Here is a 12,956-nt window from a genome sequence, read left to right as displayed (position 1 = left end):
GGGTGAAGCCAGTAGCTCACGCGATTCTTGCGCGGACGCGAGCTACTGCTTCGGGACCGGGTACCAAGGCAACCTTACCGGATTTAACCTCAGCTTCACGTGTGAGGGACAGCGCGATCCACGCATCTCGGACACGAGATTCAGGCTCGAAGCTCTCGATCAGACGTTCAAGCAGCCGCGCCCTATCCTCAGGCGGCAAGCCCAGTACTTCAGCCTCAAGCTCATGAGCGGGGATGGACATATTGCCTCCGAGCGGGAACGCTAACCGTAAAGATACCACAGTGCGCGACTCGCCATCGTGCGCCGAACTGCACTGCCGGTTCTGCGACGGTAAGATCGACCTGCGGCAACGGTGAAACCGGCAGCAGCCTGAAGGCGACGCGCCCAACAGGACGATGGCCTGCGCCAGCCGAGTGGTCGCTACCGGCCTCCAGATGAAGATCGCTGAGATAGGCATGATCGATCAGGCCGCGTTCGTCTCGCTCGCGGCGTTCGCATCCGGCGCCTTGAAGCGCCTGGCCAGCCGGTCGAAGGCGAGGTAGATCACCGGCGTGGTGAACAGCGTCAGGACCTGGCTGACCAGCAGCCCGCCGACCATGACCAGCCCGAGCGGGTGGCGCAGTTCGGAACCGACGCCAGTGCCGAGCATCAGCGGCAGCGCACCGAGCAGGGCGGCCATGGTGGTCATCAGGATCGGCCGGAAGCGCAGCAGGCAGGCCTCGAAAATGGCGTCGCGCGGCGCTTTGCCGTGCTCGCGTTCGGCCTCCAGCGCAAAGTCGATCATCATGATGGCGTTTTTCTTGACGATGCCAATCAGGAGAACGATGCCGATGACCGCGATCACGTCGAGGTCGGTACGCGAGACGAGCAGCGCCAGCAGCGCGCCGAGCCCGGCCGAGGGCAGCGTGGACAGGATGGTCACCGGATGGATGAAGCTCTCGTAAAGCACGCCGAGAACGATGTACATGACGACGATGGCGGCCAGAATGAGCAGCAGCGTGTTGTCGAGCGAGGCCTGGAAAGCCTGCGCTGCGCCCTGGAAGCTGGTCTTGACGCTGGCCGGCAGGCCAAGGTCGAGTTCAACGGCATGGATCGCCTTGACCGCGTCGCCGAGCGAGGCGCCGGGCGCCAGATTGAACGACAGCGTCGCGGCAGGAAACTGTCCGAGGTGATTGACCGACAGCGGCATGGCTCTTTCGGAGAAGCGGGCGATCGACGACAGCGGCACCTGCGCCTGGGCACCGTTGGCGGCTACCGTCGACACAATATGGATGGCGTCGAGAGCCGCCAATCCCTGCCGGAATTCCGGCTTGACTTCAAGCACCACGCGATACGTGTTCGACTGGGTAAAGATGGTCGACACCAGTCGCTGACCAAAGGCGTTGTAGAGCGCGTTGTCGATCGCCGCAGGAGTGATTCCCAGGCGGCTGGCGCTGGCGCGATCGATGTCAATATAGGCCTGCAGGCCCTGATCCTGCACGTCGCTGGCGACGTCGGCGAGGAGCGGCAACTGGCGCAAGCGGTCGAGCAGTTTCGGCACCCAGACGGCGAGCTCGTCCGGGTTGGCATCCTCGACGCTGAACTGGTACTGCGTGCGGCTGACGCGATTCTCGATGGTCAGATCCTGCACCGGCTGCATGAACACCGAAATACCGGCCACCTGCTCCAGTTTCGGCTGCAGGCGGCGAATGACGGCGCTGGCATCCTGGTCACGCGCGCTCTTGGCTTTCAGGTTGATCAGCAGGCGACCGCTGTTGAGCGTGGTATTGACGCCATCGACGCCGATGAACGACGACAGGCTGTCTACCGCCGGGTCGTGCAGAACGACGTCGACCAGCGCCTGCTGCCGCTCGGCCATGGCGGCGAAAGAGATCGACTGCGGCGCCTCGCTGATTCCCTGGATGACGCCGGTATCCTGCACGGGGAAAAAACCCTTGGGAACGACGATGTAGAGCAGCACGGTCAGTGCCAGCGTGGCGAAGGCGACCAGTAGCGTGACCAACTGGCGGTCGAGAACCCAGTTCAGCAGGCGCCCGTAACGCGCGATGACGGCGTCGAAGAACGCCCCGCTGCGGCGGAAGAACCAGCTCTGTTCGGCCACCGGGGTGTGCTTGAGCAGTCGGGCGCACATCATTGGGGTGAGCGTCAGCGAGACGATCGCCGAAATCAGGATGGCCACCGCCAGCGTGATGGCGAACTCGCGAAACAGGCGGCCAACGACGTCGCTCATGAAGAGCAGCGGAATCAGCACGGCGATCAGCGACACGGTCAGCGAAATGATCGTGAAACCGATCTGCTCGGCGCCGTGCAGCGCCGCCTGCAAGGGCGGGTCGCCTTTTTCGACATAACGCGCGACGTTCTCGATCATGACGATAGCGTCATCGACGACAAAGCCGGTGGCGATGGTCAGCGCCATCAGCGTCAGATTGTTGATCGAAAAGCCGGCCAGGTACATGACGCCGAAGGTGCCGACCAGCGACAGCGGAACGGCGACGCTGGGGATGAGGGTCGCCGCAACGTTGCGCAGAAAAACGAAGATCACCATCACCACCAGCGCCACCGAGAGCAACAGTTCAAAACGCACGTCTTCGATCGACGCGCGGATGGTCGTCGTACGGTCGGTCAGGATCTGCACGTCGATCGCCGACGGCAGGGCTGCCTGTAGTTGCGGCAGGAGCTTCTTGATGCGATCGACCGTGGCAATGACATTGGCGCCGGGTTGGCGCTGGATATTCAGGATGACCGCCGGTCGCTGCTCTCCGCCGACCACCGACCACGCCGCCAGACGGACATTCTCGGCGCCGTCGATGACGTCGGCGACGTCACTGATGCGGATCGGCGCGCCGTTGCGCCAGGCAATGATCAATTGCTGGTATTCGGCGGCCGATTTCAGTTGGTCGTTGGCGTCCAGCGTCGAGGCGCGAGTCGGGCCGTCGAAGCTGCCCTTGGCCGAATTGACGTTGGCGTTGCCGATCGCGGTGCGCAGGTCATCGAGGTTGAGCCCGTTGGCAGCCAGCGCTCTCGGGTTCGCCTGCACGCGCACCGCCGGCCGCTGGCCGCCGCCGATGCTGACCAGACCGACGCCGGGCAATTGCGAAAGCTTCTGCGCCAGCCGCGTGTCGACCAAGTCCTCGACCTTCGGCAATGGCAAGGTCTCGGAGGTAACCGCCAGCGTGATGACCGGCGCATCGGCTGGATTGACCTTGCTGTAGATCGGCGGCATCGGCAGGTCGGTCGGCAGGAACGAGCCCGCGGCGTTGATCGCCGCCTGAACCTGCTGCTCGGCGACGTCAAGGCTCAAGTCGAGCCCGAACTGCAGGGTGATGACCGAAGCGCCACCGGAGCTGGCCGACGACATCTGGTTCAAGCCGGGCATCTGGCCGAACTGACGTTCCAGCGGCGCTGTAATCGACGATGTCATGACCTCCGGGCTGCCGCCGGGGTAAAGGGTGGTCACCTGGATCGTCGGATAGTCGACCTCGGGCAGCGCCGAGACCGGCAGCAAGCGATAGGCGAGCAGCCCGGCGAGCAGAATCGCCAGCATCAGGAGCGAGGTCGCCACCGGCCGCAGGATGAACAGGCGCGACGGGTTCATTGGCGAGCCGTGCCGACTGGCGCTGCGGCCTCGGCGGGCGCTGCCGGTCCGGCTACCGCCGCTGCACCGGCACTCGCGGCGGGTGACGCGCTGGCGGCTTTGCCTTTGCGCTCGCCGCGCCGGGCGCCACTGCCGTCGCCACCCGGCTGCCCCTGGCCTCCGGCCGACCGCGTCGCAGGCGTCGAGAGTTCAACCTTCGCGCCCTGGCGCAGCTTGTCGGCGCCATCAACGACCACCTGTTCGCCCGGCTGCAGGCCTTTTTCAATCGCCACCATCGCCGCAGTGCTCGGCCCAAGCGTGACGGCACGCGTGCTCACCGTCTGGTCTTCGCCGTTGACAGCGTACACGAAGGTGCCCAGCGTGCCGCGCTGAATCGCCGCGATCGGGATCAGCGTCGCGCCGCTGCGCCTTTCGACGCGCAGGCGAGCATTGACGAACTGATTCGGAAACAGGCCCTGGTCGGCGTTGGCGAACTCGGCCTTGAGCTTGATGGTGCCGGTCGTCGGGTCGATCTGGTTGTCCAGCGTCAAGAGGCGACCGCTCGCCAGTTTGACCTTGCCCTCGCGATCCCAGGCCTCGACAAGCAGCTTTTCCCCCGCCTGCACGCGCGCCGCGACGGCCGTCAGACTGTCTGCCGGAATGGAGAAAATGACCGTGATCGGTTGCGTCTGCGTGATGACGACGAGGCCATTGGCGTCGCTGGCATGCACCATGTTGCCGACGTCCACCTGGCGCAAGCCGAGGCGGCCGGCAACCGGGGCACTGATGCGGGTGAAAGCGAGTTGCAGGCGGGCATTGTCGACAGCGCCCCGGTCCGCCTGTACGGTGCCCTGATACTGGCGGACCAGCGCCTCCTGAGCATCGACCAGTTGGCGGGCGATCGAATCCTTCTCCAGCAGGTCGCGATAGCGCGCGACATCGACCTGCGCGTTGGCCAGCAAGGCCTGATCGCGAACCAACTGGCCCAGCGCCTGGTCGAGTTGGGCCTGGAAAGGCCGCGGATCGATCTCGGCCAGCACCTCGCCGGCCTTCACCATTTGTCCTTCCTGAAAAGCGACGCGCTGCAACAGGCCGTCGACGCGCGGCGTGACGGTCACGGTATTGCGTGCGGTGACCGTGCCCAAGGCGTTGATCACCACGTCGATGTCGCCAAGCTGCGCGGTAGCGGTGAGCACCGGCACCGGCCGACCGCCGCCGTCGCTGCCGCGACGCGTTACCGGTGCCGTCGGCGCTTCGCCTCTGCTCACGAAAAAGGCCGCCGCCGCGCCAACGGCAAGCAAGCCACCGACGACGATCCAGAGAGTCTTGTTCTTCATGCTGTGCCATTCCAGTGTGCGAGCCGGGCCGTAGCGGAGTCTTCGCGGGGAATCACGAAGGCGCACGACGGCAAGGGAGCAGCGGAATATAACAAAGAATTCGCGTGCGCCCGGCGCTCCGGAATATCTGGTAATACCTTTGTCTGCCCTACAGCCATCGTTGGCCTGGCAAGAGTTGCCGCCGGTCTGCCCATGGGCGCAGAATAGGGCCTTGGCCAAGGCGCTAACAGACTGATGCCATGAGATTTTCGGAAGCGGCAATACTTGCCGCTGCGATAGTTGTCGAACCGGCCCGGCGGCTGCCGAACCTGATCCTGGGTTAACCAGACCCATTGCGATGCCGAATCGCCGTGAAAACAACAGGAGGGCGCATGATTCCTTACCATTGTAAGCTGGCCGGAAAATTGCTTTACGAAGTCCACGGATCGGACCGCTTCCGGGCACCGCCGATTCACCTCGTCCAGGTGACGCGTGACCAGCCCAGCTTACCTTTCTCCCAGACACGAAAAGGAGCCACAGATGAACCTCTCGTCAATCACCAGCAGTTCGCTTTTTGCCAACGCCATTGCCTCCACCGGTCGCACAAGTGCGGCCACGGGCGATACGTCGTCCAGCGCGGGGGGCGTTGCCGGCCCGCGCCACCGTCAGCGGGATGGTGAAGAGTTCATGCAGGCCGTTCAACAGGCGTTCAGCCAGATTGGCATCAACCTGCCGACACCGTCATCTGCCGTAAGCTCGGGCCAGCAGAATCAGGCGAGTGGTGGTTCTGTTTCGGGTAGCCAAGCCATTGCGCAGGATATGCACCAACTGATGCATGACCTTTTTGCGGCTTTGCGCCAGGGTCAGAGCAGCGCCGGAGCGGCCGCTGACCGCGACCACGATCGCTCGCCCAGCTCGGCAGTGAACGCGGGCTATGCCAACTTCAGCTCCGGCCTGCAGGGCCTCGTTCAACAACTGGCAAGCGGCTCCACGTCGACCAATGGCCCACTGTCAGCGCTGCAGACCGATTTCGCGACCCTGTTGACCGAGGTACAGAAACAGTCCGGCGGCAACAGCAACGCCGCCGGCAGCGCGACCACCAGTCAGTCGCCGACGCTGCAATCCTTCCTGCAAAACCTGCTCAACAATCTGGCTGGCCAGTCCCCGGTCGCTGCCGCAGTAGGTAGTGTGGTCAGCGCAGTCGCGTGAAGATTGGTGCTGGCTCGGTGCGGCGGCCGATATTCGGTCGACGCGATTCAGCCATCCGTTCGCTCACCTACGCTCCGGCGTCGGGCAGCGCGGTGGTGAGGATCTGCTGAACCTCGGCCTGCGTCGCGACGCCCAGGACATCCCTGGCGAGGGTCTCCATCTCTTCGAGCGTCATCTGCTGCAAGATCCTGCGGATGCGCTCGCTCTGAAAGGGATTCATGCTGAAGTGCCTGACGCCCATTCCGATCAACAGGCAGACGGCAGCGGGATTCCCAGCCGCTTCACCGCACACCGAGACGCCGACCCCTCCGTTCAGCGCCATGCGCACCACATGTTCGGTGGCGCGCAGCACGCTGGGATGCAGGAACGCAGGTACACCAGGAGAATCCTGTGCCTGGCGGTCCGTAGCCAGGATGAAGTGAGCGAGATCGTTGGTCCCGATGGAAACAAAATCGACCATCTTGACGATCTCGCGGATCTGTATCACTGCCGCTGGCGTCTCGATCATGGCCCCGACAGCGACCCGCCCGGAGGGCTGCTCGGCCTCAATCATCTCGGCGAGCAGATGGCGCGCCTCCCTCAGATCGGCCACGCCGGTGACCATGGGAAACATGACCCTGACGTCGCCCTCCGGCGCTGACCGCAGGATGGCCTGAAGCTGAGTGCGGAACAGCGTCTTCTCGGCCAGCGAGAAAGCCAGGCCGCGGTTGCCCGTCCGGAAAGCAAGGTCACTCTCGGTGCGATCGAATCGGGGGACTTTATCGCCGCCGAAATCCATGGTGCGGATGACCACCGGCGACGGATCGAGCGTTCTCGCCACGGCCGAATAGGCGGCCACTTGCTCGTCAAGTGTCGGCGGCTGCGCGACATCGAGAAAGAGAAACTCGGACCGAAAGAGGCCCACCCCATCGAGGCAATACTCCGAGACCAGGTGCGCTTCATCCGGCCTGCTGATGTTCGCGTGCAGACCGATGCGGACGCCGTCCTTCGTCACGGCCTCCTGCGGCGGGTCCTCAACCGCAGCAGCGGGCTCATGCATGGCATGTCGGTTCCGGCGCTCAGCGAAGAGTTCAGACTGAATCCTCGTTGGTGCCACGGTGACCGTGCCTGCTTCGGCATCCACCAGTAGGCGGTCGCCCGTGGCCAGCAGCACCGTCGCATCCTTGATGTCGCTGATCGCCGGGATCTTTCTGGTCCGCGCGAGGATGGCGACATGCGACGCGGGACTGTTGGTTTCGGTGACCAGGGCGACCAGATTGACACGATCCAGACGGAATATGTCCGACGGCAGAAGTTCCCGGGCGACAAGTATCGTGTCTGGCGGGAGTGACGCCAGACGGTCGGCTGGCGATTCGCCACCAGCGCCGGAGGCACCGACATTGCGCAATACCCGACGACCGATGTCACGGATGTCGGCACTGCGTTCGCGCATGACGTCCTGTTTCAACCCTTCGAGCATCTCTGCCATCGTCCGCACTTCTTCCGCAACCGCTTGTTCGACTTTGACCAGGTCCTCACGTACGCGCCGCTTGCAGGAGTCCCAGAACTCGGCGTCGTTGAGCATGGCCAGGTGTACGTCCAGCAAGGCGGTCTCCGCCGCCGCCATGTCGTCGGCAAGATGCCTCTGGGTATTGTCCAGCTCGCGGATCGCGGCCGCCAGTGCACTGTCTAGCCGGCTGATCTCCGCTTCCACCTCATGCTGCTCAATGGGCTGGTGCGCAGCGGTCAGCTCACTTTCCGTCGGCAGGTAGATCCACGCCACGCCATCTGCAAGGCCAGGGGATAGGCCCCGGCCTTGCAGTGCTGCACTCGACATCCTGGTAAAGGCGCGCAGTTGGCTGACTTCTCGTTCCTTGGTCGTGGCAGTAGTCTGCAAACGTCTGGTCTGTGCGGCGCTTCGTCCGACCAGGTACGCATACAGGATCATGGCGGCTACTTCGACCAGTGCGTTGACGCCGGCAATGGCCAGCGATGCTTTGCTTCCCCACGGGAACTCAAAAGCGATCCTCAGTACAGGCAGTGTCGTGGCCAGGGCATAGGCCAGATATCGCAAGTGCCGCCAGGCTGCCAGGCCGACTGGCAGAACACAGACCAGCGGAAATTGCGTTTCGCTGCCCGTAACGAGGTCGATGGACAACACGACCACGGCGAGGACAACGCTGGAGGCTCCGGGGTATTTCCTGGCCATGCTCGCTGGCCATCTCAAGGCACTGGCCATGCGTTCACTCATCTCCCCTGTCCGCTCAGCGTAATGGGGAATCCGGTGGCGGCGGCGGATATCCCGGCGGCGGTCCCGGCGGGTATCCCGCCGGAGGCCGCGGTGGCGAACCGTACGGTGGCGGCGGAATGTACGCACCGGGTGGGACGGGACGATCAACGGGGGCTGGGGCGTGGACGCGGTAAACCCGCGCTGCCACCGGCACCTGCTCTCCCCTCGCGTACATGCACTGCGTATAGGTGTTGTCGTAATCCCGCTGCATTCCATAGGCGGAACTCTGAGCGGCGCCGGTGCCGGCTGCGCTACCCATCACGAGGCCCACGCCGGCGCCCACGCCGGCTCCGCTGCGCCCACCGATGGCGGCGCCGGCGATAGCGCCGATCGCCGTGCCGATCGCGGCGCTACGTACGGCGGCGTCGACACCGGCCTGGTTCGCTTCGCTACCGCCGAGCTGATAGTAGGCATACTGGCGGCATTCGGCGTCATCGAGGCGGAACTGCTCGAAACTCTTGCCGGCTCCCGGCAGGGCCATCACGGTGGGGCCGGTCGGCGCCGTGACGCAGCCGGCGAGCAGCAGCAGGGGCAGCGCGGCAGCAAAGAAAGGAGCTAATGATTTCATGTCGGCGAATCCTCGTTTGATTCAGGGCTGGCCGGGCAGAAGCGGTGAAACCTTTTGTCAGCCGCTGCGGCACCCTTGGGCGTTCGGGTAATAGTCAAGTCCTTTGCCTCAGTGAGCAGTTAGTATGCAACAAGTGCCGCCGCTTGGGGTAACACAGAAACCCCAACGCAATCCCGCCGGGAAAGGTTGGGGGTCGTGGCTGCGTCAGCCATGAGCACGGCGCCCGGTCCACTGGTCTACCGGAAGCCAGTGGACAGCGCCGGGACCACTCAGTTGCTTGCCGGACCACCAGGTCCGAACCTGCCCCCTTGCTCCATGCGCTCGAACTTGCTCTTGAAAAACAGGCGCGCCTTCTCCTTTTGCGTGGCGTCCAGAACGTCGTAGACGGTCAGCCAGCGGTCGCGGTTGGCTTCGTGCTGCTTGCGCCCGGCTTCGCGGAGTTCGTCCATCTGTTTCAGAACAGCGCGCAGGTCGGCGCCCGGCTTGCTGACCGCGGCCAGCACTTCCGCATGTTGCTTGCGCCGCTGGTCGTGCATCGCGCTCATGCTCGCCTTGCTCGACTGTTCGGCCTGCTGCCAGAGCGCTTCCTGCTGCGCATCGAGCTTGAGTTCGTCGTGCAGCCGCGACATTTCCTTCAGGCCGTAAGCCATCCGCTGTTCCATCCTGCCGCCGGCAGGGCCGCAGTGCTCGCCGCGATTCATGGCGAAGGCGGTGCCGCCGACGCCAAGGGCGAGGATCAATGCGGCAACGAGAATACGGGGTGAAAACTTCGCTTTCATGCTCATCTCAGGACTCCTCTAGTTCGTTTTGTCAGGTTGATCGATCTCGTGAAGGCCACTGGCTGCCACCCTCGCGATGCATCCATTCTCCCTTTCCGCTCGTTGCAAAGGATTTCGGCGCCAGCGTCGGTCGTTGCAAATTGTTTCGACGGCCAACCTGGCGCCGGTGGCGGCATAGAATGGTGGCCATACCCTGGTGACTGTACCCACCTGGACCACGACCATGAAAAAAATTCTCCTCATTGACGACGATGCCGAGCTGCGTCCGCTGCTCGCCACCTATCTCGGCCGCCATGGCTTCGACACCTTGCTGCTGCCCGACACCCGTCAACTCGATGCTTTTCTCGCGCGCTACCAACCGCATCTGCTGGTCCTCGATCTGATGCTTCCCGGCGAAGATGGTCTGGCGGCCTGCCGGCGCCTGCGGGCGCGTGGCGAGACGGTGCCGGTGATCATGCTGACCGCCCGCGACGAGCCGGTCGACCGCGTGATTGGTCTCGAAATGGGCGCCGACGACTACCTCGGCAAGCCCTTCGATCCGCGCGAACTGGTCGCCCGCATCGAGGCCGTCCTGCGCCGCGGCGCACGCTCGGCGGCCGCGCCAGACTCCGAGGGTGGCAGCGTGCGCTTTGGCGAATGGCTCCTTGATCGAGGCGCCCGCCAGTTGTCCCGAGAGGGGGAGGTGGTGGCGCTGACCAGCGGTGAATTCGCGCTGCTCAACGTGCTGGTCGCCAATGCCAATCGACCGATGAAGCGCGAGCGTCTGCTCGAACTGACGCGCGGTGAGGCAAGCGAGTCGTTCGACCGCGCCATCGACGTGCAGATCCACCGCCTGCGCCGCCTGCTCGAGGTCGATCACGCGCACCCACGCTATCTGCAAACGGTGTGGGGCGTCGGCTATGTCTTCGTTCCGGACGCGGCGAGCGACGACGCCGCGAGACCATGAAACTCTTGCCGGCATCACTTGCCGGACGAACCGTATTGCTGGTGGTGGCCGTCATCGCCGTCGCCGAACTGACCACCTTCTCGTTGATCGGGCATTTTCGCCGTATCTCGCACGTCAACCAGACGGTTCAGTTGATCGCCGGCCAGATACGTCTGCTGCAGATCGCCCTGCCAGGGCTCGACAGTGAAGGCCGTCGCCACTTGAGTGCCACCGAGGCCGGCGAGCAGGGCCTGCAATTGCGACCAGACGGCAACGGCGTACCGAGCAAGGAGCCGCAATTCGGTTTTGCCCGCCGCCTCGCCGACGACCTCGCCGACCGCCTCGGTGAGCCGGTGCTGCTCAGACACGGCGGCCCTCGGCAGCGTACCGGCCTGTGGATCGGATTCATGGCCGGCAACGAACGCTGGTGGCTAGTTCTGCCGCCGCCGCGTTTCGAGCCGCAGGAACTGCCGGCCGATCTGTGGCTGGGTCTGGCCGCCACGCTGGCCGCGGTGCTCCTGATCGCCGCGCTGTTCGTGAGAGGAATCGTCGGTCCGCTGGAACGCCTCGGCGAGGCCGTTGCCGCGACCGGCGACGGCGCTGCGCGTACGGTGACGCCGGAAGGCCCCCGCGAAGTCCGGCGCCTGGCCGAGCGCCACAACACCATGCTCGACCAGTTGGCCAGCGCCGCTGCCGAGCGGCGCGAGATGCTCGCCGGCCTGACGCACGATCTGCGCGCGCCACTGGCCCGCTTGCGTCTGCGCCTGGCGCTACTGGAAAGCGATGCTGAGCGCGCTGGCCTGGCGCGTGATGTGGACGACATGGAGCGTATCGTCGGCCAGTGCCTGGCTTTCCTGCGCAGCGAAAACCTCGTCGGGACACCCTCGCCGGTGGCCATCGCTGCACTGCTGGGTGACGAGATCGCGCGTCAGCGCGAGCTTGGACGAGCCGTCGAATTGACGGTCAGCGCTGCCGCTGGAGAGTGCCGGGTGGCGATTGCCGCCGGCGACCTGCGACGTCTGCTTGGCAATCTGATCGACAATGCCCTTCAGCACGGCGCACCGCCGGTCGAAATCGGGCTGACCATGGCCGGCGATTCGCTCGCCGCGCTCAGCGTTCGTGATCACGGCAGCGGCATCGCCGGTGCCGATCGCGGGCGAGCGCTGGAGCCTTTCGCGCAGCTCGAACCGGCACGCGCAAACGACGGTAGCTGCGGACTCGGTCTGGCGATCGTGCGGCGAATCGCCGCCGGCTGTGGCGGTGAGGTGATCCTCGACGAGGCGCCCGGCGGCGGACTCCAAGTCGTGGTACGCTTGCCGACGCGCTGATTGTGAGCTGAACCTGAGCTGAGACGCAACGACGACAAGAATGGCGACTGAACCAGGCTACCGCATTGTTGACCGACTGCACATTGATCAAGCGGTGGAAGTTCGACGCCTGATCGCCGGGCTGCGCGCCAGCCCGGCGACGATTGAGCCGAAGTACTTTTACGACGAACTGGGTTGCACCTTGTACGCGGCAATCTGTCAGCTCGACGAGTACTACCCGACACGCAGCGAGCGCGCGATCTTTCACCAATATCGACACGAGATCGCCGCGGCCATCGGCCAGAATGGCACGTTTGTCGACCTGGGCGCCGGCGATTGCGGCAAGGCGCGCACCTGGTTACCCTTGATCGCGCCCGAGCGCTACCTCGCCGTCGATATTGCCGGTCCGGCGCTGGCGGCGGCGCTCGCCGCCATGGCGAGCGACTTCCCGGAAATTGCTCTGCTCGGCCTGCTGACCGATTTTTCGCGTACGCTGGAAATTCCCGCCGAGTTGCTCACCGATCGTGTCACGGTGTTCTATCCGGGGTCGAGTATCGGCAATTTCACTCCCGAGGAGGCGACGCGATTCCTCGCCGAAATACGTCACTACACCAGTGGTGGCGGTTTGTTGATCGGCGTCGATGCCAAGAAGGACAAGGCGCGGCTCGATGCGGCTTACGCCGACGCCCTCGGCGTGACCGCAGCGTTCAATCGCAATGGTCTTCGGCACATCAATCGTCTGATCGGCAGCAACTTTTCAGAAACGCACTGGCAGCACGTCGGGGCCTATGACGAAACGCGCGGGCGAATCGAGATGCATCTTGAAGCACTCACTCCGCAGACGGTGATGATTGACGGGGTGCCGCGCGTGTTCACGGCGGGCGAGCGCATTCATTCCGAAAACTCCTACAAGTACGCTCGCGACGAGTTTGAATCGCTGCTGCGCGCGGCGGGATTCACTGACATCATCGCGTGGACCGACGATGACCGCGCCTTCTGGGTGTTCCAT

At 64.5% G+C, this 12,956-nt stretch carries 10 protein-coding genes; 4 read left to right on the top strand and 6 right to left on the bottom strand.

The features are described from left to right. Window positions 1-16 precede the first annotated feature (16 nt). The 3 genes from ACCAA_RS21425 to ACCAA_RS21415 form a co-directional block, all read right to left on the bottom strand. Entirely contained in the window at window positions 17-241 is a 225-nt protein-coding gene (locus ACCAA_RS21425) for an addiction module protein (protein ID WP_186409277.1), read from the bottom strand. A gap of 222 nt (window positions 242-463) precedes the next feature. Then, window positions 464-3,595 carry an MdtB/MuxB family multidrug efflux RND transporter permease subunit gene (locus ACCAA_RS21420; RefSeq protein WP_186409276.1) on the bottom strand — a complete coding sequence of 1,044 codons (3,132 nt, stop codon included), beginning with the start codon at window positions 3,593-3,595 and terminating at the stop codon, window positions 464-466. Then, a complete protein-coding gene (locus ACCAA_RS21415) occupies window positions 3,592-4,911 on the bottom strand; it encodes an MdtA/MuxA family multidrug efflux RND transporter periplasmic adaptor subunit (protein ID WP_186409275.1) in 1,320 nt (439 codons plus the stop codon). Before ACCAA_RS21415 ends, ACCAA_RS21420 begins: the two co-directional genes overlap by 4 nt. Window positions 4,912-5,430: 519 nt before the next feature. Between ACCAA_RS21415 and ACCAA_RS21410 the strand changes: the two genes are divergently transcribed. After that, entirely contained in the window at window positions 5,431-6,099 is a 669-nt protein-coding gene (locus ACCAA_RS21410) for a hypothetical protein (protein WP_186409274.1), read from the top strand. Window positions 6,100-6,166: 67 nt separating this feature from the next. On the opposite strand, the gene ptsP is transcribed toward ACCAA_RS21410, so the two are convergent. The 3 genes from ptsP to ACCAA_RS21395 form a co-directional block, all read right to left on the bottom strand. Further along, complete coding sequence (gene ptsP / locus ACCAA_RS21405; protein WP_186409273.1) at window positions 6,167-8,329, bottom strand: phosphoenolpyruvate--protein phosphotransferase; 2,163 nt, start codon at window positions 8,327-8,329, stop codon at window positions 6,167-6,169. Between the two features lie 13 nt (window positions 8,330-8,342). After that, window positions 8,343-8,936: a glycine zipper family protein gene (locus ACCAA_RS21400; protein ID WP_186409272.1), complete on the bottom strand. Its 594-nt coding sequence runs from the start codon at window positions 8,934-8,936 to the stop codon at window positions 8,343-8,345. A gap of 269 nt (window positions 8,937-9,205) precedes the next feature. Continuing rightward, window positions 9,206-9,721, bottom strand: coding sequence for a Spy/CpxP family protein refolding chaperone (locus tag ACCAA_RS21395; protein ID WP_186409271.1), 516 nt, complete (start codon window positions 9,719-9,721; stop codon window positions 9,206-9,208). Between the two features lie 217 nt (window positions 9,722-9,938). On the opposite strand from ACCAA_RS21395, the gene ACCAA_RS21390 reads away from it, so the two are divergent. The 3 genes from ACCAA_RS21390 to egtD all read left to right on the top strand — a co-directional run. Further along, window positions 9,939-10,661 (top strand): response regulator, encoded by a 723-nt coding sequence (locus ACCAA_RS21390; protein ID WP_186409270.1) that lies wholly within the window; start codon window positions 9,939-9,941, stop codon window positions 10,659-10,661. Continuing rightward, window positions 10,658-11,968: an ATP-binding protein gene (locus ACCAA_RS21385; protein WP_186409269.1), complete on the top strand. Its 1,311-nt coding sequence runs from the start codon at window positions 10,658-10,660 to the stop codon at window positions 11,966-11,968. The genes ACCAA_RS21390 and ACCAA_RS21385 overlap by 4 nt, the downstream gene beginning before the upstream one ends. 40 nt (window positions 11,969-12,008) lie before the next feature. Then, window positions 12,009-12,956 (top strand): L-histidine N(alpha)-methyltransferase (gene egtD, locus ACCAA_RS21380; protein WP_186409268.1); only part of this gene is annotated, 948 nt, incomplete at its 3' end.

This window comes from Candidatus Accumulibacter aalborgensis, from assembly GCF_900089955.1.
In the GTDB taxonomy this organism is placed as follows: Bacteria; Pseudomonadota; Gammaproteobacteria; order Burkholderiales; family Rhodocyclaceae; genus Accumulibacter; species Accumulibacter aalborgensis.
Note: the sequence above shows the minus strand (reverse complement) of the source record. Positions and strands in the feature narration are given on the sequence as shown.